Below are 22,591 nucleotides of genomic sequence, written 5' to 3' on the forward strand. Positions count from 1 at the left end.
TTTTCAGTCCTCCTGGCCGAGCCTTTCGGCGAGCAGGTCAAGTCTCTGAAAAATTTCACATTTTGTAGGGCGTAATGGAGGCGACCAATGGACTGGACCCTTTCCGATATCAAAAACAAGATCAGGCGGCTGACGGGCAGGCCCGACACAGGTGAACTCATTGATGCCGACCTCAAAAACGCCGTCAACCAGTACTACAGGAACGTGCTTCCCCTGGAGATTCCGGCGGACGCCCTCCGGGGTTTCGCCTCCCAGGCGGTGGAAGTGGGCGACGGCGGCTCCTGGGTGCTTTCGCCCGACGTGATCTCCGTGGACCATCCCGTTTATCTGGTGGGGGCCGACGGGCTGGTGACCCCGGTGAACCTTTTCACCGCGCCGGTCACCTTTTTCCGGCTTCATCCCGAAGACGACACCATCCCAGGAACCCCCGAAGACCTCCTCATCTACGGGCGCACCCTCTTTCTGCGGCCCCTTGCCGACGCGGCCTTCACCCTGAAATACGCCGTTTACAGGCGTCCGGCGGCGCTGGCACTGGACACGGACAAGCCCCTCGATCCCGCCTGGGGGCCTTTGATCGCCTTCGGGGCTTCAATAGAGCTTTTGAAGGAATCGGGCGAGAGCGAGGAGGCCGCAAGCCTCACGGACCTCTACCGCTACCACCGCGACCTTTGCGGGCGCGGCAAAACCCTTTCCACGCCCGAATCGGTCCGGGCGATTCCGAGGTTCTGACATGGCCAACACAAGAGTCTGGAACGCGGCTTACGAATCCTCCCCGGCTGACGGCGACAACGTGAGCGAGGGGGCCGAGCGCATCAGAAACCTTAAAACAGACATCCGGGAGCGCCTTTCCAAAGACCACTTCATGGACCCTCTGGGAGCCGACGCCGACCATGGCGAACACGCCAGGGTCACCTTCAACGCCCCCCTTGAGGCGGACCCGGCCACGGTTGCGGAAAAGGGCTTCCTCTACACAAAGGACGTGTTGAACGCCGAAGAGGAGCTTAAAGCCGAGCTTTTCTGGAAGGACGAGGACGGCCACGCGCTCCAGGTGACCAGCGGCGGCGAGTTCGACGGCGACAGAATGGACATCGACTACGAGCCCGCAAACTACGTGCCGGACGATTCCCCGGAGGAGGCCCTTGACGCGGATGACCTGGCCGCTCACTTGAAGGGCATAGACACGGCCCTTGCGGTGGCGGTCCTGGAGCACGGGTGCAGGCTTTCGGTGAACGCGGGAGACACCGAGCACGACGTGGACATTTCGGCGGGGCTCCGGGTGGACGGCGGCCACGACACCATCATGCGCCTGGCCTCGCCGGTCACCAAGCGCATAGACGCGCCCTGGGCGGCGGGGACCAATGCCGGGGGCCTGGACGCGGGCAGCGTGGACGTCAACCTGTGGTACCACCTCTACGTCATCAAGAACCCGGAAACCGGGGCCGTTGACGCGCTTTTTTCCACCTCCGCCTCGTCCCCCGCCATGCCCGAAGGCTTCACAAAAAAGTGCCGGGTGGGGGCGGTGATGACCAACTCCTCCGCCAACCTGCGGGGCTTTGCCCAGGTGGGCGACCGCTTTTTATGGAAAGACCCGGTGCTGGATTTCGACGCGGCCTTCGGCGACACCAACGCCCACCTCATCACCGTGGCCTCCCCCACGGGTCTTAACTGCGAGGTGAAAATAAGGGCCTCGCACTCGGTTTCAACCACCCTCGTCTACATTTCAAGCCCCCTGGTGGACGACGAGGCCCCGGATTACACCGCAGCCCCCCTTGCCAACCTCCACGCGGGCGGCAGCGGCATGTACGAGGAGCTGGACGTCATAACCGACGAGGGCGCACGGGTCAGGGCAAGGGCCAACTCCACCACCACCCAGCTTAGGCTTCTCACCGTTGGCTGGCGCGATCCGGGCGGGAGGATGAACTGATGGCCTCATATAAGCCTCACCTAATAAGCGATTTTCGCGCGGGATTAAGGACGGACCTCGACCCCTGGCTCACCCCGGCGGACGCCTTTCCGGTCCTCACCGACGCCATCCTGGAAAACGGCGTGGTGCGCCAGAGAAAGGGATTCACCGCCTTTGCCGACACCGGGGCGGGCAGGCCCATAACAGCGGTTCTGCACCATGTGAAGGACGACGGCTCGCGCCAGATGCTTGTGGCGGATACCACCAGGCTCTTCCGCTATTCCCCGGCAGGCGGCGAGCTGACGGCGGTGGACGCCGCCGACGCCTGGACCGGCGGTGGCCGCAACCTCATCTCCTGGGTCAACTGGAAGGGCCGGGTCTTCATGGCCAACGGCAAGGACCCCTTGCGGTCCTACAACGGGGCCTTGGCCGACTGGGTGACCGTGGACCTTACGGGCGCGGGCTTAAACGAGCTTTCTTCCTGCGCCTTCGTGGAGGTCAACAAGGAGAGGCTCATCCTCTTCCGCACAACGGAAAACGGCGTGCGCCATCCCGCAAGGGCCAGGTGGTGCGCCGTGGGGAACCCGGATGACTTTTCCGGCGACGAATACGTGGACGCCCCCACCGCCGAGTGGATACGCGGGGTCATGCGCCTTGGGGACGACATACTGGTCTTTTTCGACGAGTCGGTCTGGTGGCTCAAATACACCGGGGACCCGGCCCTTCCCTTTCGCTGGGAGCTGATGGATTCCGGTGCGGGCTCCGCCGCCCCCTTTTCCCTCATGAACCTCGGCAACAGTGTGATGGCCCTTTCCCGCGCGGGCCTCGTCATCACCGACGGAAGCTCCGTCAGCCGGATGGACCGGAAAATCCCCCACGCCGTGCTTTCGGTTTCCAGAAACTACACCGAAAAGGCCTTCGGGGCCCTTATTCCCGAAAGCCGCCAGGCCTGGCTCCTCTTTCCGGAAGGGGAGGCCGAAAGCCCCGACCGCGCCCTTGTTTACTCGCAGGACGACGCGGCCTTCGCCATGTTCCGGATTTCCGCCTCCTGCCTCGGGATGCGCTACGCGGGCGACGCGGCAATGGCCTGGAGCGCGGCCACCGGCGCGTGGGACTCCTGGATGGGCTCTTGGGTGGACTCCCTTGGCAGGGTGGGCTTTCCCGTCGCACTGGCGGGCCGGGAGGACGGAACCGTGATGAGGCTGGTTTCGGGAAACGACGACCTGGGCGAACCGGTCAGGATGGAGGTCTCCTCCGGCCAGTGGAACCCCTACAAGGGCCAGGGCGCTTCCACCCGCATGGGGCGGCTGGACCTACTGCTCGAAACCGACGGCGAAACCGCCCTTTTCGTGGATTTTTACATGGGCGGCTCCGAAACCCCCTACCTTGCCCGCACGGTCACGGTGAACACCAACGGGGCCAAGAAGTGGGTGAGGCTCTTTTCGGGAGCAGTTGCGGACTTCCACCGGGTGCGCATCCGCCATGAAACCCCCGGACGCGCCATAGGCATACATGCCGTCATGCCGTGGTTCGCCCCTGCGGGCAGAATGGCGGCGAACTGACGGACGGGCTGAGGGCTTTCCGTAGGTTGGGTGGTTCCGGCCCGAAGGGCCGGGTTCACCCAACAATAGCGTCTTTTTAATGCAGGCAAAACAAAACAAGTAAAGCCCCGCGCTCCGTCATTCCGGCGTAGGCCGGAATCCAGTTCTTTGCTTTAAGCGCGGCATTCTGGACCCCGGCTTTCGCCGGGGTGACGACTCGCGGCAGGATGCCCGAATCACCTCATGCTAAAAATGGTTCATAGCCACCGATAGAGAATGTTGGGTGAACCTGCACTTCGTGCAGAACCACCCAAACTACCAAGGCGCTCCGTTTTTTAGACGGGCGAATAAGGAGGCAACATGGCGAATCATCTCCCCCCCACGGTCCGTCTGGTCATGGACCTGGAAGGCGCGGCAAGCGGCGACCCGGCGCGGGTGAAGGCGAGCCTTTCCAGGCTCCTTCAGAGGCTCACCGGCGTTTACGAGGAAATCGCCCAGGTGGTGAACGAAAACTGGGAGAAGCGCAATGAGCCGTCCCCGTAAAAAAAGGCCCGGCGGCACCGGGCTCAAGTTCACCCGTGTCAGGGACTTCGGCCTTATCCCAAAACGTCTGATCGAAGAGGTGAAGCCCAGGGAATGCGACCCGGAAGCCATTTACGCCTGGGGGCCCTCCATCTGCGCCGACCCGCGCACCATCCTGGGGGTTTTCGCGGACCGCGAGGCCCTGGTCCGGGGCTTTTTGTGGGCCACCTTAAACCCCCTGGACCGCCGCATCCACGTTCAGATGCTTTCGGTGGACGAGGAATTCCGGGGCCGGGGCATCGTTCGTGAGGCCAAGGGGATCCTCGACCGGGTGAAGCGGGAAACCGGGGCCGTGGGCCTGGTTTTCCGAACAATAAGGCCGGAGTTGTTCACGGGGCTGGGATTCATCCGAAGCGAAACTCTCATCATGGAGGAAAAACAAGATGGGCGGAGTAAGTGATTTCCTTTTCGGTTCGAGCGGTTCCCCGCGCCAGACCGGCACGGCGGACCTTCTTACCGGCTCCCAGAAGGACCTTTTCGAAAAACTTCTGGCCTTTGCCGGAAACAGCGTCGGAACCGGGCTTTCACCCTACGGCGGAGAGCTTTCAGCCGGGGCCTCCCCCCTCGAGAGCCAGAGTTTCGACGCTATAGACACCATGCTTTCGGGCGGCGGAATCCTGGGCCAGGGCCGGGACGCCCTTTCCGGGCTTTTATCGGACTTCGACCCTACGGAAGCCTCGTCAACCTGGCGGGCAACCGTGGGAGACCCCATGATGGACGCCTGGCAGGACGAGATTCTGCCCAAAATCAAAGAGGAGTTCATAGCCCTGGGCGCGGGCTCCTCCGGGGCCGCCAACAGGGCCATAGCCGGTTCCGGGGAGGACCTTGCCGAAAGCATGGGATCGAATCTCGCCCGGTTCCTCTTCGACGCGGGCGAGGCCCACAAAAACCGCCAGGCCACGGCGGCGGACGAGGCCCTTTCCTACGCGGCGACTCCGGTGCAGCTTGGCCTTTCCGCCGGGGCCGCACAGCGCGGCATCGGCCAGGACGCCCTTTCCGCCGACTACCAGGAGTGGCTGCGCACCCGCGCCGAAAACAACCCGGCCCTGGCTCTGGCCATGAACCTTCTGGGGGTGAGGTCCTTCCAGCCTATCATCGATGAAGGAAAGGAAACCGAAAGCGCCTCGGCCCTTAAGGAGTTGGCGAGTATTTTCAACGTGTTCAAGCTGGCCAAGTAAGGGTGCTGTCAGAACTTCAACCAACAGACAGGCAGGAGGAGTCCATGAAACGCCTTTTCACCATTTTTTCCGCCCTTTTCGTTCTCGCTCTTTTCACGGCCTTGCCCGCCCTTGCCGGGGACACGAACGCCGTCACCATCGCCGACGGCGAAACGGCGGTGGCCGCAGGCCATTCCTATTCCCCGGTCACCATCAACACCGAGGGTCTCGAAGGCTTCTTCGCCCTTCAAGGCCAAATCGAGGGCGGCGGCGCGGCCAGGATCGAGTACCAAACCAGCGCCGACGGCGCAGCCTTCACCGAGCCCCAGGGAGCGCGGGACATAATCGAGGGCTTCACCGCCACGAGCGGCCCGGCCTCGGACGGAAGGTTCTACGTGCAGTTTACGCCGGATTTCTGCCGCTATCTCAAAATCGTCATAACCGAGACCGGCGGAGTCAGCTCCATCACCCCATCCGTCACCCTTTTGAAAAGGTAGGGAGGCTTTCATGAAAACACTCTACGCAATCATGGCTGCGGCCCTGGCCTGCCTTCTTCTTCTGGCCTTCGCCGGAAACGCCCCTGCGGGCTGGAACGGAAACGGCGGGTGGAAGGGGCCGGAGCGCTCAAAAAGCGTGGCTTTCCAGATCGACCCCGCCTCCACCGCCTCCACCCTTGGATCGGGCAAGGCCGCCTTCACGGTGCCGGACTGGATGGGCGGCTGGACCCTGGCTTCGGCCGACTGCCGGGTCTACACGCCGGGATCGGGAACCGGGAGCCTGGACGTAAGCGTTTCGCGCCGCACTTCCTCCTCCGAGGCCCTCATGTACAGCGCCACCGTGGCCACGGGCTACACCGGCTGGCACGAGACGGCCACGCCCGCCAACTGCGCGGTTCTGCCGGGCGACCTTGTCACCGTGGGGGTCACCCGGATTCACTCCACGCCCTCGAAGGGGCTGTGGGTCACCCTCACTTTCGTTCCTTAACAGGCGGCCTGGAAGCGCGATCTGCTGTGTCAGACTTCGCAGGGCGGTCCGCCACGTACGAAAAGTACGCTTGCTCCCGCCCTGCTCGTCTTCCTTGCATCTCATCGCTTTCAGACCGCCTTTCCGCGTAGCCGGAAAAGAAAAAGGCAAGGCCGCCTTGCCGAATGCAAAACCTTTTTCATCAGGAGGATCATCATGAAAATGAATTTCATCCGATCCGTTCTTGTCGGCCTTTTCATGGGAGCTGCGGCGTTCTTCGCCATTGTTCCCGGCGGATACTGCACAGAGCCCTGCTTCGACTGCCTTATAAGGGCCACGGACGAGGCGGAGGGCGTGAATCCGTCCGCCCGGTCCCTGGCCGGGGACATCATAGCCTGCCGCCCGGAAGGCTGGGCCTGGGGAAGAAAGGAAACAGGCCCGGATTACAGAATTGTCCGAATATGCGGTCTTGATTCACAGGGGGCGGAACTTCTCTGCGTTCCGCTCACCGGCCCGGACGGGCTGATAGCCGCGCCCCGCCGCTTTTCGGTGGATTTCACCGACCCGCTGATAAGCGGCGGCGGCGAAATCGACGCCTCAACCCACGCCGTCATCATCGACAGGTCACGCGCCTTGCGCGTCACGGCCACAGGCGCGAAGGACGCGGCGCTTATAAGCATGGCCGAAGATGCGGCGGATTTCGATCTTACGGGAGGAGGACAATGAAACGCTCACTTTGCATCTTTCTGGCGGCCCTTTTCCTTGCGTGGACCGCAGAGCCCCTCTGTGCCGATTCCTCCCGCAGGCTGCCCGCGATCTACAGCGTGTCCACCTTCGGCGGATCCACGCGGGACTACACCACCCTCGCGGCCTGGGAATCGGACACCGACAACAACCTCACCGAGGGCGGAATCGGCGCGCAGACCTGCGGACAGGTGCTCGACTGCTACCCGGATTCAGCCAGCTACGACCAGCGCGTGACCCTCATGGGAGCCACCGCCAACGCGGGCTATTTCCGGGTGATCCGGGCGGCTCCGGGCCATGAAAGGCAGGTGGTCTTCGATTACACGGGGGCCCTGGGCACCTACGAGGGCGTGATCTGCGTGAACGGCGAAAGCTACGCGGGCATTTACGACCTCGTGATAAGGCACCACGTAAACCAGGACAACATCACCAAGGACCTGTTTTTCCAGTCGAATCCATACGCCTGCCGGGTGGTGGGCTGCGTTGCGGGACCCTCGGAAAACGCCAACCCGACAGGGGTGGGCGGGGCCCAGACCTACAACGGCAGGGCCGTTTTCATCAACACAACCTTTCTGGGCAACAACACCGGCGTGGAATACGGGATCATCGCCGGAACCGCCGACACAGCCGCCTACAACTGCGTTTTCTACGGCTGGAGCACCGGCTGGTACGGGGCCGCAGCAGGCTCTTTCGCCAAGAATTCGATTTTCCAGACGAACGGCGCTGATTTTTATTCCAACACCCCGGCCCTCACCACCTGCATCTACAGCGGCCACGGGACAGCCAGTTTCGTTGACCCGGCCAGCGGGAATTTCCGCCTTGCCGACAGCGACACAAACGCAAGGGACCAGGGGACGAACCTGTCGGCTGACACGGTGTTCGCATTCACGGACGATTTCGACGGCGACGCCCGGCCTTACGGCTCCGCCTGGGACATAGGGGTCGACGAGTGGACAGCCCCCACGGCCCTGGTGAGCATCCCGGTTTTTTGACGATTTCAACCAAAAGGAGATCGAACACATGGAAGATCAGGTTGCGGGAATAGCCGCAGGCGCTCTTGCCTTCGCATCCGCCGTGGGCCTTGCCCTGGTGAAGCTGGGGGTCCTGCCCCTTTCCGCTCCCAGGGGCGGGGCCTCCTGCCCGGACGAGGACTGCAAAAAGGAGATGGTCCGAAGCATGGAAAAGCTGGACGCCCTGGAAAACCAGGTGTTCGGGGTCATCGCCCCCAAGCTCGACCGCATCGCCGAAGACGTGGCCTTCATGCGGGGCCGCCTGGAAAACTGATCGTAACCCACGGAAAAGGAGGTGAAAAATGGATCACGGAGAGGCTTTGATCAAGCGGCACGAGGGCTTCAGCGAGCGGGTCTATATCGACACGGTGGGCGTCCCCACCGTGGGCTGGGGCCACGCCCTCCACGAGGGCTCGCCCTTTCCCGAATCCGCGTCGCGCATTCTCTTCGACCAGGATTACCACAGGGCCAAAATGGCGGTGGCCGGGCTCGCGGCGGACGGCCTCATACCTTCCGACCTGGACGAGGTCAGAAGGGCGGTCCTGGTGAACATGGCCTTCAACCTTGGGGCGGCGGGCCTGCGAAAATTCAAGGGAACCCTTGGGGCCGTGAAGCGCCGGGATTTCAAGGCTGCGGCGGGCGGCATGAGGGCGAGCCTCTGGGCCCGGCAGGTGGGCAAAAGGGCCGGAGAGCTGTGCGCCATGATGGAGTCGGGCGCATGGCCCGCGTATCTGAATCAGCCTGTCTAAAACGCGAATCGCTGTGTCAGGCTTCACAGCGCGGTCCGCCACGTACGAAAAGTACGCTTGCTCCCGCGCCGTTCGCCTTCCTTGCGCTTCATCGTTTTATCCAGGCTTCATATCCAGCCTTTTTCAACAGGCTGATACGGCTTTCCGGGCTTCCAGGCGGGCGCTTCCGCCTGGAAGCCCGCAACCGGGCCGGTTTCGGCCCAAACCACCCAAAGGAGGACAACATGGATCAGAAAACAACGGCAAATGCGGTAAAGGCGCTTTTGAAGACCAAGACCTTCTGGACCGGCGTGGCCGGGCTGGCCACCGCCACCGGCGCGGCCGCCGCGGGCGAGATGTCGATAGCCCAGGCCGTCCAGACGGCCATCACCTGCCTCATCGGCATCTTCCTCAGGAGCGGCATGATCAAAGCATAGCGGCATGAACCGCAGCCGGGCCGATCCTTCGCTATCAAGGGTCGGCCCGGCAACCGGGGCATCGTAATCGGACGGGAACAAGGTTGACAACATGGTGTTTATCGTAGTTTAATAAGTCAACTGATGCATGGGCTCACCATGCTGAAAGGGAGCTTGTCATGCTGAATAATTCAGGGGCGTTAAACAACGTAATGGGGCTTTCCGGCGATCTGTTGCGTGATGAAATCGAAAAAATCATGGAACGCGCGGCCATTGCCAACAAACTGGGCAATCTCGACAGTTCCAAATTTGCCGATTACTCCTCGAAGGTCGTCAGGGGCGAGGATGAACCCCCTTCAGTTCCCGAACCGGGCGGCGAAACGCGAAAAAACGTTCTCACGGCCTATCTCGATGACAATTCCGGCTCCCCTGCCGATTCAGGCCTCCTGCGGAAGCTGGAGGATGAAAGAGTTTATCCCGGGCTTGTCCGGGCGGTTGCGAATCATCCCGAACCGGACTACGTTGCGCAAAAAATCAACCGGCTCGCACAAAATTATAAAGGGGTAAATGAGGAAGAAAGTGATCGCCAACTGCTTGCCGGAATGGAAAGCGACATGGGCGGCTTTCTGACGGCCCCGTCCGAGCCGAAAGGATATGCGGATTATTTGCCCCAAAATAAGAGAGCGGATGAATTACTTGATGCAGCGCGCAAGGCGACAGACAGTTTGGCACGACAGGGCAAAATTTCATCAAACAGATTCATTAATCAGTATTCTAAAGATGTTTATTTGTTTGATGAATGGGAGTGGCCGCATAAACATCTTGGCATTCCCAAAACTGGTCTTGGGAAACCTTATTACAGTTGTGTTGAACAGACTGAGCATGTAATAGGTGAATTGCAACCCAAATTTCCTGAATATGAATTCAAAATTATCTCAAGGCCATTTCATACTTTTGGCATCGGAGTACCCAAAAACAAAGGATACCCTCATGTTATTATAGATCCATTAAAAGATTTATATGAACCATTCAATCCACCCTATTTGCCATATACAAATCTTCTTATCCCGCAATCCTAAAAATCGATGTTCAGCCAAATATTAATTAAGTCAATATTTGGCTGAACATACTCTATGAAAGCGTGTATTATGAATTTACATATTTCGAAAAAATGCCTTATAGGATGGCTAATTATATTTGAAGGCTGTTTCTTTTTTATAAGATATTTAGCTGTTTCAATAATTATATATAGGTATGATAAAATACTTAATAGTAAAATATTATTAACTTCATTTAATGATTACATAATACTTTCTCCAATTTTTATATTTCAATTTTTTATTTTACTTTATTTAGGTTTGAAACTAATTAGAAATAATATTTTGACAAGAAGGTTTTATGATTCGTGTTTATTTACATTATCAATTTTATCAATATCATATTTCATATTATTGTTTAGTTATAATGAAGAATCAAATAATATCATTGAATACAGCTTACCATTATTTTTAATTACATTTATAATATTAAATATTGTAATTTCATTTATTTTATTTGATATGAATGATTATTCTTACAATAATAAAATTTCTACTATTAAAAAACCATTTGACGAAAAATTAGGCTTTTTTTTTACTGTTAACCATATATTGGCTTTATACTCGGTTTTTAATTATATAAATGGATACGGTTATTTTTCACTATATATAGGTTCTTTTTTATGTATAATAATGACAATAATTTACTTTATCGGAAAATTGACTTTCCTTAATGGCTATGATGAGTTGCATCTTTGGATAACTTTTAGGCCTGTTATTTATTATACAATAGCATCGACAGTTCTGGTTTGCCTTTATTTTATGTTATGAACCCGTTTTTATAATAAGGTGAACGTTTAAAACAAACATAAGTTGTGATCAAATCGGAGTGGGCTATGGATATAAAAAGGCATGGTATTAGCTTTGTCGGCATAGTCCTGCTGTTTCAAGGGGCTTTTGTTGCGTTCATATATACTGCGTCACGAATATTGAATTTTGAAAAATGGTTCTACAATAATGGGATATTGATTCCAGGCGCACTTTTGGAACTATATTTTACTATCTTAATAATATCAATTATATGTTATCTTGGAGTGGCACTCTTAAAAAACAAAACCAACAATATTAAAACTTATGGCAGTATTCAGTTTTTTTTATCTGTTTTGGACATAATTTATATAATAATTATATTTTCAAATATATCGTTATCGGTGAAAATATTGTTAGGTTTATTGTTTTTTATTAATATTATATCAATAATGATTATATCAAAATACAATGTTCTGATTAATAATTCTGAAAATGGCTTAGTAGATGGACATATAGGTTATAAACTTATTTCATTATTTATAATTAACCATATTATTTCAATATCATGTATCTATAATTTTTTTAAATTTTCGAGCTATCTGACAGGGAATATAATTGCTTGTATCATTTTATCAATAATATACCTTATTTTAAGAGGAACCGTTTTCAAAAACTATGACTCATATAATTTATGGATATCATTCAGGCCTTCGATATGCGTTTCAATTATTGCAATGTCTTTATATGCAATTTATGGGATCATATCATTGATAATTTAAGCATAAATATTGTAATAACTTCTTGTAGCATAACCGAACATCTTGAAAACTGGAGATTTCCAGCTTAAAGCGAAGGATAACTCATGAAAAATTTTGTTCTTATCGCATTTGCTTTCATGTTTGCCTTTGCCATTTTTCCCGATGTCGGCAAATGCGGGCCTGAAAAGCATCATGTCGTCAAAATGACGGTAAATATTGAAAACGAAAGGCAGTTGCAGAAAGCGGTTAACGATGGCCATCAGCCCTGGCGGCTTGCCCCCGCTGATGTGGCTCACGCTGCGGTTCTATCAGTCAATGACAAGGCAAGTTACGACAACTGCCATTTAATCCGGCAAACAGACAAAGAGGCCTGGGTAAAATGCACAAGCCAAAAGGAAGATTATCTCGTGTATCTCAAAAGGCTTGTGGAACCGAAGGGAATATGGACGGCGGTATCGATGGAAATTTCTCCTGCGGCAAAGCCTGAACCGCAATGATCTCCCAATCCGGCGGCGCGAGGGTGATGCCCCGCGCCGCCTGCGTGATTGCTCCGCCTGGGCCGTCAAAAAAACCTCATCCCACCGATTTCAGAACCCTTGCAAAGCCGGGAATCGCCTTTTTGATGGTTTCGTCGTCCACGCAAAAGGCTATGCGGATGTGGCCGGGGCCGCCGAAGCCCCTGCCCGGAACCGTTAAGATTCGCTCCTTCGACTGGAGCTCCCGCACAAAGGCCACGTCGTCCTCTATGGGCGATTTCATGAAAAGGTAAAAGGCCCCCCTTGGCTTTTCAAAGACGTAGCCCGCCTCCTTAAGGCCCTCGGTCAGAAGCTCCCGCTTTCTTGCGTAATGGGAAACGTCCACGCCCGCGCCAAGGATTTTGGCTATCACCCTTTGCATCAGAGCGGGCGCGTTCACGAAGCCCAGGATGCGGTTGGCAAGGGTCATGGCGGCGATGAGCTTGTCCTTGTCGGCGGCCTTGGGATGCACCGCAAGCCAGCCGATGCGCTCGCCGGGTATGGAAAGCTCCTTGGAGTAGCTGGTTGCCACCATGCTGTCGGGGTAGGATTCAAAGACCGGCGGAACCTCGGCCCCGTCGTACACTATGCGGCGGTAGGGCTCGTCGGAGATCAGATAGATGGTGCGCCCGTGCTTTTTGCCGCCCTCGGTGAGGGCTTGGGCCAGGGCGTCCAGGCTTTCCCTTGAATAGACCTGGCCCGTGGGGTTGTTGGGCGAGTTGATGATGACCGCCGCCGTTTTTTCGGAGATGGCGGCCCGGAAGGCATCGATATTTAGGGAAAAATCCGGGTTGGTGGGCACGGTTTTGAGCACCGCTCCGTGATTTTGCACATAGAAGGTGTACTCGGCGAAAAAGGGCGCGGGAGTCAGAACCTCGTCGCCCGGATTCACGATGGCTTTGAGGGCCACATTGAGCGCCCCGGCTGCGCCGCATGTCATGATGATTTCATTGGCGGTGAGAGGCGCGCCCAGTTCCTTTGACGCGAACTCCGCAACCGCCGCCCGCACGTCCGGGTACCCGCCGTTGGGCATGTAGCCGTGCACCGGGCGTCCCGCCGTGTCGGCGCATTCGGAAAGGGCCTTGTAAAAGGCTTCCGGCGGCTCCACGTTGGGGTTTCCCAGGGTGAAGTCGTACACGTTTTCCCTTCCGTGAATGGCGGCCAGCTTCGCGCCCTCCTCGAACATCTTCCGTATCCACGAGCTTTTTTCGATGCTCTCTTCCATTGCCCTTGAGATGCTCATTGCACTGATTCCTTTTCGATTGCGGTTTCCTTAGGGTTTCAAGACTGTAAGGTTTCTTGAACAGCAGACCGCGCCAAAGTCAAGGGGAAAGATTTCTGCAGGGTAAGGTATTTCACACACAACAATGATAAGTGTCAGACAAAATATCTTGACAAAACCGGGCCAGGGTTCGTAAATTTTAGCATTCGTTCAAATTGTTGAGGGTAAAGGCGCAAACGCATATTTTTCCATCCGTCCCCTGGGCGCTTTTGTGCGCCAGTGCCGACAATTTTACCGGGGGCGCAAATTATCTCCATTTTTCGTTTCCCGAAAATGGCAGTGGGGAGGAAGACCGGGGCATTTCTTCCCCTTGCCGGATTTTTCAAAAACTGGAAAAGAACCATGCTCCGCTTAATAACACCAACAGTTTATGGAGGCTCTCATGCAGCGCGGATTTTCCGGCAAATTTCGGCTTCTCGCAGTTCTCCTCCTCTGTCTCCTTGCCGCATCATGTTCCAGCTCCTCAAGCACCGGGGCCGCAAATGATGACGGGGACACCACGGGCATCACGGGCAACGCGGTAAAAGGGCCGATTTCCGGCGCGCTCGTCCAGGCCTTTTACTTCAACGATCTTGGGCAGTTGGTGGAACTCGTGGCCGAAAACGCGCCCGTGACAACCGGCGCAAACGGCGGGTTCACCTTTCTGGCCAACGCGGCCCAGCTTGCGGCCATCAACGGCCCGGTGATCCTCCAGACCTTCGGCGGAACCATGTACGGAGCCGCAGCGCCGATTCTGGCGGCCATAATAGAAGACCCGTCCTCCCTTAACGGCGGAAACCTCGCATCCTACCTTTCAACGGCAAGCACCGTCGCCGCCGAACTTCTGAAGCAGCTTGCCGAAAGCGGCGCAGCGCCCACCAGGGAGCAGGCTGCGGCCATCATCGCCCAGGTGGAGCAGGAACTTGGAGTTGATCTTTCGGAAAACCCCCTAACCCCCGGAACCGGCGTGGCCTATATCAACGAGATGCTGGACCAGAACCTTGATCTCATCCAGCAGGCCCTTGCCAACAACGACTCGGTGAACGACTACATCGACTACCTTGTGGCCAACCTGTCCTCCGCCAGCGGCAAGCTGGACGACATGATGGACGACCCGGCCCATCCCGGCCAGGACATCGCGGCGGCCTTCGCGGGCTATTACACCGAGCTTGCCAAGATTCTGGCCAACCCGGACGCCTTCCGCAAGCTGAAAGCCTATCCGTCCTCGCCCTTTGTTTCCGATAACGGCGTAACGCCCACAAACATCAACGCCCTTCTTGTCACCGGCAGGGCCGTGCCGGTTGTGGGAGGCACCATCAATTTTCTGGCCATCGGGGCAGGCGGCGCAATAACCGCCACCGCCGTCACCAATGAAAACGGCATTGCAAGCTTCGGCCTGACCGCCGACACCCAGGGGCTCATAACCATTGAGGCGTCCTATGCCCTGGCCAACGGCAACACCATAACCTCCACCACCCAGGTGATGGTGGTCGCGGACGCCGCCTTAAATGCCCAGACCTACGAGGACGTGCTGAATCTTCTCATGATGAGTCTTGCCAACTGCGACGGCAACATGGACGCGGCGGCGGTCATGACCGACGTGTGCGAGGCCATGGGCATAACCGAGGTGAACGGGGCCAACGCGGCCGTAATTGCGGCGAACCTCTGGGCAAAGTTCATCGCGGGCTTCCCCTGCGGAACCATTCAGAGGACCGGCAACACCATAACCTTCACCTTCAACGGGTCCCAGACCTGCGGCGGCATCACCGGGACCGTGAAGGTGACGCCCTCGGTGGGGCCGGGCGGGGTGGAGTGGACCATAGTCTATCAGAATCTCCAGAAGGGCGAGATGGTGATAAACGGCACCGCCGCCACCAGCTTCGCCAAAAACGGCAACCTTCTCACCGTGACCCACGTTTCGGAGAACCTTTCCGCCAACGGCTACCAGCTTGACGGAACATCAACCGTCGTGATCGATCTGACCACCGGCCTGCCCAAAACCGGCACGCTGGACACCATGCTCTCCTTCACCTATCAGAACGCCCCCGCCACCGCCGACGTGGACGTTTTGTGGGACGCCAACCTGGGCTTCACCGGGACCATCGTCGTAACCATGAACAACGTCCAGTACAACTGCCAGGTTACGAACGTGAAGATCGATCCCAACTGCGGGATTCCCACTTCCGGCACCATGACCATTAACGGGTTCGCCCTCGATTTCTCCCAGACCACCTGCGAGAATCAGACTGTCCTTATCCAGCTCCCGGTTGTGGGCTGGGTGCCCATCGACATGGAAACCGCGGTTGACTACTTCACCGACATGGAGAATTAGGGGCCGACCGGCCGCAAATTGAAGTCTGAACGATGCTGAAAGAGTCCGGGGGAAATTAACCACCCCCGGACTCTTTGTTTTTAAACCCTATAAGCCACCTGGATGCGAAGCCTGGATACCAGTTTGGATTATGGCGATGAAGTGCAAGGAAGAGTGAAGCGGGCGGGGAGGAATAGTACTTTTCATATATGACTACCCGCGATTGCTCCGCGTGACACAGCGAGTCGCTTTTCAACCAACCCCGCACCAAGCCTGGATAAAAACGATGAAGAGCAAGGAAGGCTGGCTTGGCCGGGGAGGCCGTGTACTAAATGTACATAACGAGCCGGCCAAGCCAGCCTGACACAGCTATTCGCGTTTTTAGACAGGCGCTAAAACAGCACGGCTTTGATGAAGTATACCAGCGCCACACAGACATAGGCCAGTTTCAGCGCCATGGAGGCCACTGTCCCCATGAACACGCCCCAGCCCGCCTTGACCGCCTGGTTCATGTCGCCCTTGTCGATCCACTCGCCCATCACGGCCCCGGCAAAAGCTCCCATGAATATGGTCCAGGGCGGAAAAATGAAGATTCCCGCCACCATGCCCACCACGCTCCAGAGAACGCTCATGCGGCTTGCGCCGTAGCGCCTCGCGCCCACAAGGGGCAGGATGTTGTCCGAAACCGAGACAAGGACTGCGAAAACCCCCATCAGCACCAGAAAGAGCCCGGAAAAGGGCTCCCAGGATTTCGCCATGGCCGCGAAAAGAAGGGCCGCGTAGGCCAGGAATGGCCCCGGAAGCACCGGCACCACGCAGCCCGCCAGGGCCAGGATGAGGGCGAAGATTCCGAGAATTATCAGTACTGCTGTCATGGAAGTTCCTTTACATGGCGGCGTTAAAAATCTTGCACGGCCCGTGTTTGTTGAAGTATATGAAAATGGTGGAATAATACTGTCTTCAGCACGTTTTCTACCTCACCCGCTCCCTTTTTACAAGCCCGTCAAAACCAGGAGGCCCCATGAGTCTGCGCCTGAAAAAAACCCTCGGCTGGTTGGTTTTCGCGGTCCTGGCCATAGTGGCCGGGCTCTTTCTGGGCACTGCGGGTGCGGGAAAAACCGGGGCGCTCGAAATCGTGCTGGTGACTCCTTCGGATGACGCCGTTGAGGAATCCCGCCAGATCGTCTTCCATTTCAACAGGCCAGTGGTGCCCTTAGGGCGCATGGAGCGCACGGCGGACGAAATTCCGGCCACCATCGAACCCGCCCTGAACTGCACTTGGCGCTGGCTGGACACCGCAACCCTTGCCTGCGACCTTTCCGAGGGCCGGGCCTTCACCCCGGCCACGCGGTTTAAGGTCACCATGAAGCCCGGCATAAGTGACGAAAGCGGCGAGACCCTGGCCGCGCCTTTCACCCACATCTTTTCCACCCCCGGCCCGGAAACGGAGGAAGTGCGCCACTACACCTATGCCGCGCCCCAGAAGCCGGTGCTTTTGGTGAAGTTCACCTTAAAGGTCTCAAGGGAGTCGGTGGAAAGGGCCTTGTCCTTCGTGCCCCAAACGAAACTGGACGGGCTGGTTCCGGTAAGGGCCGAGGCCGCGCCGGAAACCCTTGCCGAGCAATACGGACTGGATAACGGCGGTGGGCCGGGGACTGCTGAAGGCGGCGAGTTTTCCGGCGTCTGGATCATAAGCCCTGCGCGCGACCTTGCCCCCGACACTGCTTACGACATCGTGGAGCAGCCGGGGCTGGTTTCGATTTCGGGGCCGGTCAGGGGCAGGGGAAAGGGAAAGGTCGCGGAAACCCGCACCTACGGCGACTTTTCGTTTCTGGGAATAGACGGGGAGGACATCCACGGCGATCCCCTTGAAGCAAAACCCGGAAAAAGGGAAAAAAATCCCCGCAGGTTCGATATTGAAAGAAGCCTGCAACTGACCTTCAGTTCGCCCGTGGCCTACTCGGAAATCGCCTCGAATGTAAAAATTTCACCGGGTGGCGCGGACTCCGAAGAAGATAAGGGCGAAGAAGATTACGAGGACGAGGACGACACCATAGACCAAAACGACGGCGATTTCACCTGTGATCTTCCCGTAACCCCCCGCCCTTACACCACATACCGCGTCACCGCCCCGGCAGGAACCATAAAGGACAGGTTCGGAAGGGTGCTCAAAAAGGCCATCGACATCACCTTTTCCACCGACCATCTTAAACCCTACGCCGGATTTGAGTACAACACTGCGGTTCTGGAATCCGAGGTGGAGACGGATTTCCCCATTGTCATGACCAACATGAAATCCGCCTCAATACGCTACGACGCCCTGACCCCCAGGGGCCTCGTGCGGGGCCGCATAAGGGCGGTTCCCGGAAACACCGTCCCGGATGAAAGAAGGTTCATGCCCACGGGGCTTAAATCAATGCTTTCGGGCCAGACCGGGCTTGTGGTGGGAAGGATCGTTTCATGGAATCCCAAACACGCAATTTCAAAAGATGAAGAGTATGGATTGAACTTTTTCGCCCAGCGAACGCCCTTTCAGGTGAACGTGAAAATCGGCCACCAGAGCTCCCTGGTGTGGGTCACGGACCTTGAGACAGCGGCCCCGGTGGCCGGGGCAAGGGTTCGTATTTACAGGGGAAAGGTGCTTTCCGATCCCAAGAAATCAAAAATCCTCGGCGAAGGCGTGACGGACGCCGAAGGCTTTCTGATGCTTCCGGGGCGTGTGGCTCTTGGGATTTCCAATCAATGGGGCCACGAGGAAATGATGTCGGACTATTCCGACACTGTAACCCTGGTGCGCGTGGACAAGGCCCAAAAAATGGCCCTGCTGCCCCTTACCGGCGAATTTTACACCTACAGCAGGGGAGTATGGTCGGCGGACGCTCCCCGCTACGGCCACGTTAAGGCCTGGGGCCTCACGGCCCAGGGCATCTACCGGGCTGGCGACACCATAGATTACAAGATTTTCGTGCGGGACCAGGACAACTTAAGCTTAACCTCCGCCCCAAAAAAGGGCTACAAGCTCATTGTGGAAGACCCCACGGGCAAGAACATACTGGAATTGAAGGATATAAGCCTTAACGAATTCGGGGCCTTCGACGGGAAGCTGCCCATACCCAAGTCTGCCGCCGTGGGCCATTACCAATTCTACCTCTCCTCAAATCTGGTGAAGTTGCAATGGTCTCCAATAACGGTTCTGGTCACCGATTTCACCCCCTCGCCCTTTCGGGTTACGGCACAGCTCTCAGGCGTTATTTTTTCACCCGGCGACAGGGCCGAACTTTCGGTGAACGCGCGCCTTCACGGCGGCGGCCCCTATAGCGGGGCGGAAGTGAAAACCTACGGCCAGATAACCGAGCAGATGTTTTCATCCGACCACGTGGAAGCCCGCGATTTCTCCTTCGCTCCGCCCCCCACGGAACCCTTCTCCGACACCGGCGGAGATTATTATCCCGAAACCCGCACCGCCGACTTCATCAGCGAGGAAAAGACCCTCGACCAGAAGGGGGACCTTGTTTCCGTAAACGCGGTGCCTGAAACGGAATTCGCCTGCGGCTCCATAGCCGTTGAAGCCTCTGTTTCAGACGACCGTGGCCGCAGCGTTGCGGCCCTGGCAACGGCCAAATACGTGGGAGCCTTCCGGTTCGTGGGCTTAAAGGCCCGAAGCTGGGTGTTCGGGAAGGGAAAGCCCGCCCTTGTGGGGATGATAGTGACCGACCAGACGGGCGCACCGGCGGAAGGGTCAGAGGTCTCCGTCACCGTCAAGCGCCGGATAATAAAGGACGCGCGGGTGATGGGCCCCGGAAACGCCTATATGCACGAGTATTCCTACGAGTGGGCAGACACGGCCAGCGGAAAAATTGTTTCCGGCAAAACCGCGAAGGACTTTTCCTTTGTTCCGCCCGAACCGGGGGAGTACCGGCTCGTGGCCGCCGTCACCGATGAAAAGGGCCGCTCCCAGAAAAGCTGGCTCGATCTCTGGGTCACGGGCGAAGGCTATTTGCAGTGGGATTACCAGGACAGCTCGGAAATTTCGGTGATCGCCGAAAAAGAATCCCTAAAGGTGGGAGACGTTGCGCGGTTCCGGGTTAAAAACCCCTTTGCAAAAGCCACGGCCCTTGTGACGGTGGAGCGCATCGGCGTCATCTCAAAGCGCCTTATGACTTTTGATACGCCCATGCCCATAATCGAAATCCCCGTGACAAAAGAGATGATGCCGGGCTTCTACCTTTCGGTGGTTGTCCAGTCGGGCAGGGTTTCCACGCCCCAGAAACCGGGCGAGGCCGACCTTGGCAAGCCGGCGTCCCGCATGGGCTACGCACGGGTGGAGGTGACGGACCCGGTGAAGGAAATTAAGGTTACGGCGGTCACCGGCAAACCATCCTACAGGCCCGGCGAGACGGTGAACGTTGAGCTTTCCTCGATCCTTCCTGACCCTTCCCGCAAGGAGCCGGTGGAATTTTCCGTTGCAGTGGTGGACGAGGCGGTTTTCGACCTCATAGAAGGCGGCCGCGACCGCTTCGACCCCTACAAGGGCTTGTACGGCCTTGGCGGGCTTGACATGAACAACTACAGCCTCGCTTCCATGCTGATAGGCATTCAGCGCATGGAGAAAAAGGGCGTGGCGTTCGCAGCGGCAGGCGAGGACGACAAACGGCAGGCGGTTCGCAACCGGTTCAAGTTCCTGGCCTTCTGGAACCCGTCAATCAAGGCCGATGAAAACGGGAAGGCGAAATTTTCCTTCACCGCCCCGGACAACCTGACCGGCTGGCGCATACTGGCCATTGCCGCAACCCCCACCGACCGCATGGGCCTGGGCGAGGGGACCTTCACCGTAACCCGGCCCGTCGAAATACGGCCCGCGCTTCCCAACCAGCTTACCGTCGGCGACACTTTTTCCGCCGGTTTTTCCATCCTTAACCGCACCGATTCCCTAAGGGCCATAACGGTTGAGGCCAAGGTGACGGGTGCGGGAAGCGGCGGGTCTGTGAGGCAGACCGTGAACGTGGAGCCTTTTCAGAGGGTTACGGTGTCTTTCCCGGTAAAGGCCGCCTCACCCGGAGAGATGGCCTTCACCGCAAGGGCTGCGGCTGGCGAGGACAGCGACGGGCTTGCCGTGTCAATCCAGGTCCTTGCCATACGGAGCCTTGACCACGCGGCCCAATACGGCAGCCTCACAGAAGGCGAGGCAAGGGTCTCGGTGAAGATTCCCGAAGACGCCCACCCGGACGCAGGGAGCCTCTCCGTCACCCTCTCGCCCACCATAATATCGAACCTGAAAAACGCCTTCGATTTCATGCGCCGCTACCCCTACGAGTGCTGGGAACAGAAGCTTTCCCGTGCCGTGGCGGCTTCCGGGTATCTCGCGCTTTCCGGCCATTTCCCAAAGGACGCGGGCGCGGAAAGGGACGCAAAGGCCCTTATTGGGTCAGTTTTGTCCCAGGCTGCGGACTTTCAGGCCCAAAACGGGGGGATGTGCTACTATACGCCCAAAAACGAGTACGTCTGCCCCTATCTTTCGGCCTACACGGCCCTGGCCTTTTCCTGGCTGACCCAAAACGGGCGCAGGGTTCCCGACGACGTGGACAAAAGGCTTTCCGCCTACCTGGAAAACCTCCTGCGCAAAGACATGTCGCCAGCCCACTACACCCCGGACATGACGGCGGACGTAAGGGCCACGGCTCTTTACGCCCTTTCCAGGCGTGGAAGGATAAAGCCCGCCGACATCGCGCGATTCGCCCGGTCCGTCCCCAAAATGTCCCTTTTCGGCAAGGCCCAGTTCCTGTCTGCGGCCCTTGCGGCAAAGGCCCCGCAGAAGACCGTGTCGGATATCGCTCTTTCCATCCTTGGCAGGGCCAGCCAAACCAGCGGGCGCATGACCTTCGACGAAAGGCGCGATGAACGCCATTCCTGGATTCTTTCCAGCGGAAACAGGAATGACGCGGCCATTCTTTCGGCCTTCACCGCCCTTTCCCGCACCGCGTACGGCAAGGCCCTTCTGGGCGACGCCCCGGAAAAGCTCGCCCGAAGCCTGGTTCTCGCCGTGGGCGCGGGCGGATTCTGGCCCAGCACCCAGGAAAACGCCTTCGCCATAACGGGGCTTACGGACTACGCCCGCTTGTTTGAAAAGGCCAAGCCGGACATGCTGGCTGCTGCCCATCTTGGAAACGAGACCCTTGGCCGGGCGACCTTCAACTCCTTTTCCCTGCCCGCTGTCGAGCTTTCCCGGCCCCTTGCATCAAGCGACATTGGCCTAGCCCAGAATTTTCTGATAGAGAGAAAGGGCGTGGGACGCCTCTATTACACCGCCCGCGCAAGCTTCGCCCAAAAGGCCGAAAAACCCACGTCCACCAACGCCGGAATCGAGGTGGTCCGGGAATACTCGGTGGAAAGGGACGGAAAGTGGGTTCTGGCCGGGCGGCCCCTAAGCCTTAAGCGGGGTGATCTGGTGCGGGTGGACCTTTACGTCACGATTCCGGCGGGGCGCTATTACGTTGTGGCGGACGACCCGGTCCCCGGAGGGCTTGAGCCGGTGAACCGCGATCTTGCCACGGCGTCTGCGGTGGACGCGGCAAAGGCGGAAACCGAGCCCGCGCCCGGCGCTTATTACTACAAGTGGCCGGAATGGAACGCCTACGGGTGGAGTCGCTACAGCTTCTACCACCAGGAGTTGAGGCATGATTCGGCAAGGTGGTACTCCGATTATCTCTCAAAGGGCCGTTACCACCTCTCCTACGTGGCCCAGGCGGTTGCCGCCGGAACATTCACAGCCATGCCCACCCTTGCAAGCGAGATGTACTCGCCCGATGTTTACGGAAAAGGACTGGCGGAAAAGCTCACCGTCACCGACTGATCACG

Annotated in this window: 19 protein-coding genes; 17 read left to right on the forward strand and 2 right to left on the reverse strand. The window is 57.4% G+C overall.

The features are described 5' to 3' along the window. The first annotated feature begins 87 nt into the window (after positions 1-87). The 15 genes from HZB23_08845 to HZB23_08915 all read left to right on the forward strand — a co-directional run bounded on the left by HZB23_08845 (position 88) and on the right by HZB23_08915 (position 12,146). Positions 88-729 carry a hypothetical protein gene (locus HZB23_08845; GenBank protein ID MBI5844757.1) on the forward strand — a complete coding sequence of 214 codons (642 nt, stop codon included), beginning with the start codon at positions 88-90 and terminating at the stop codon, positions 727-729. 1 nt (position 730) lies between these two features. Further along, a complete protein-coding gene (locus HZB23_08850; protein ID MBI5844758.1) occupies positions 731-1,924 on the forward strand; it encodes a hypothetical protein in 1,194 nt (397 codons plus the stop codon). Then, entirely contained in the window at positions 1,924-3,465 is a 1,542-nt protein-coding gene (locus HZB23_08855; GenBank protein MBI5844759.1) for a hypothetical protein, read from the forward strand. Before HZB23_08850 ends, HZB23_08855 begins: the two co-directional genes overlap by 1 nt. A 339-nt stretch (positions 3,466-3,804) precedes the next feature. Continuing rightward, entirely contained in the window at positions 3,805-3,987 is a 183-nt protein-coding gene (locus HZB23_08860) for a hypothetical protein (GenBank protein MBI5844760.1), read from the forward strand. Then, a complete protein-coding gene (locus HZB23_08865; protein ID MBI5844761.1) occupies positions 3,971-4,426 on the forward strand; it encodes a hypothetical protein in 456 nt (151 codons plus the stop codon). Before HZB23_08860 ends, HZB23_08865 begins: the two co-directional genes overlap by 17 nt. Beyond that, complete coding sequence (locus HZB23_08870) at positions 4,410-5,204, forward strand: hypothetical protein (protein ID MBI5844762.1); 795 nt, start codon at positions 4,410-4,412, stop codon at positions 5,202-5,204. Before HZB23_08865 ends, HZB23_08870 begins: the two co-directional genes overlap by 17 nt. Positions 5,205-5,248: 44 nt before the next feature. Beyond that, positions 5,249-5,680, forward strand: coding sequence for a hypothetical protein (locus tag HZB23_08875; protein ID MBI5844763.1), 432 nt, complete (start codon positions 5,249-5,251; stop codon positions 5,678-5,680). Between the two features lie 10 nt (positions 5,681-5,690). Continuing rightward, positions 5,691-6,167, forward strand: a complete 477-nt coding sequence (locus HZB23_08880; GenBank protein MBI5844764.1) for a hypothetical protein — start codon at positions 5,691-5,693, stop codon at positions 6,165-6,167. Between the two features lie 195 nt (positions 6,168-6,362). Then, entirely contained in the window at positions 6,363-6,872 is a 510-nt protein-coding gene (locus HZB23_08885; GenBank protein ID MBI5844765.1) for a hypothetical protein, read from the forward strand. Continuing rightward, the gene (locus tag HZB23_08890; GenBank protein MBI5844766.1) at positions 6,869-7,882 is read left to right on the forward strand and encodes a hypothetical protein; all 1,014 of its coding nucleotides are present in this window, start codon (positions 6,869-6,871) and stop codon (positions 7,880-7,882) included. Before HZB23_08885 ends, HZB23_08890 begins: the two co-directional genes overlap by 4 nt. A 28-nt stretch (positions 7,883-7,910) precedes the next feature. After that, positions 7,911-8,174, forward strand: a complete 264-nt coding sequence (locus HZB23_08895; protein ID MBI5844767.1) for a hypothetical protein — start codon at positions 7,911-7,913, stop codon at positions 8,172-8,174. A 28-nt stretch (positions 8,175-8,202) separates the two neighbouring features. Beyond that, complete coding sequence (locus HZB23_08900; GenBank protein ID MBI5844768.1) at positions 8,203-8,649, forward strand: glycoside hydrolase family protein; 447 nt, start codon at positions 8,203-8,205, stop codon at positions 8,647-8,649. Between the two features lie 224 nt (positions 8,650-8,873). Further along, positions 8,874-9,065, forward strand: coding sequence for a hypothetical protein (locus tag HZB23_08905; protein ID MBI5844769.1), 192 nt, complete (start codon positions 8,874-8,876; stop codon positions 9,063-9,065). Between the two features lie 158 nt (positions 9,066-9,223). Further along, positions 9,224-10,123 (forward strand): hypothetical protein, encoded by a 900-nt coding sequence (locus HZB23_08910; GenBank protein MBI5844770.1) that lies wholly within the window; start codon positions 9,224-9,226, stop codon positions 10,121-10,123. A 1,630-nt stretch (positions 10,124-11,753) separates the two neighbouring features. Beyond that, positions 11,754-12,146, forward strand: coding sequence for a hypothetical protein (locus tag HZB23_08915; protein MBI5844771.1), 393 nt, complete (start codon positions 11,754-11,756; stop codon positions 12,144-12,146). 76 nt (positions 12,147-12,222) lie between these two features. Here HZB23_08915 and HZB23_08920 read toward each other — a convergent pair whose 3' ends face one another. Further along, positions 12,223-13,407, reverse strand: a complete 1,185-nt coding sequence (locus HZB23_08920) for a pyridoxal phosphate-dependent aminotransferase (protein MBI5844772.1) — start codon at positions 13,405-13,407, stop codon at positions 12,223-12,225. Between the two features lie 421 nt (positions 13,408-13,828). Between HZB23_08920 and HZB23_08925 the strand changes: the two genes are divergently transcribed. Beyond that, the gene (locus tag HZB23_08925) at positions 13,829-15,757 is read left to right on the forward strand and encodes an Ig-like domain-containing protein (GenBank protein ID MBI5844773.1); all 1,929 of its coding nucleotides are present in this window, start codon (positions 13,829-13,831) and stop codon (positions 15,755-15,757) included. 371 nt (positions 15,758-16,128) lie between these two features. Here HZB23_08925 and HZB23_08930 read toward each other — a convergent pair whose 3' ends face one another. Further along, a complete protein-coding gene (locus HZB23_08930; GenBank protein MBI5844774.1) occupies positions 16,129-16,611 on the reverse strand; it encodes a DUF456 domain-containing protein in 483 nt (160 codons plus the stop codon). Between the two features lie 146 nt (positions 16,612-16,757). Here HZB23_08930 and HZB23_08935 point away from each other — a divergent pair, with 146 nt between their 5' ends. Next, positions 16,758-22,586, forward strand: coding sequence for a large extracellular alpha-helical protein (locus HZB23_08935; protein ID MBI5844775.1), 5,829 nt, complete (start codon positions 16,758-16,760; stop codon positions 22,584-22,586). Positions 22,587-22,591: the final 5 nt, after the last annotated feature.

It is taken from the genome of Deltaproteobacteria bacterium (genome assembly GCA_016235345.1).
Classification (GTDB): Bacteria; Desulfobacterota; Desulfobacteria; order Desulfobacterales; family Desulfatibacillaceae; genus JACRLG01.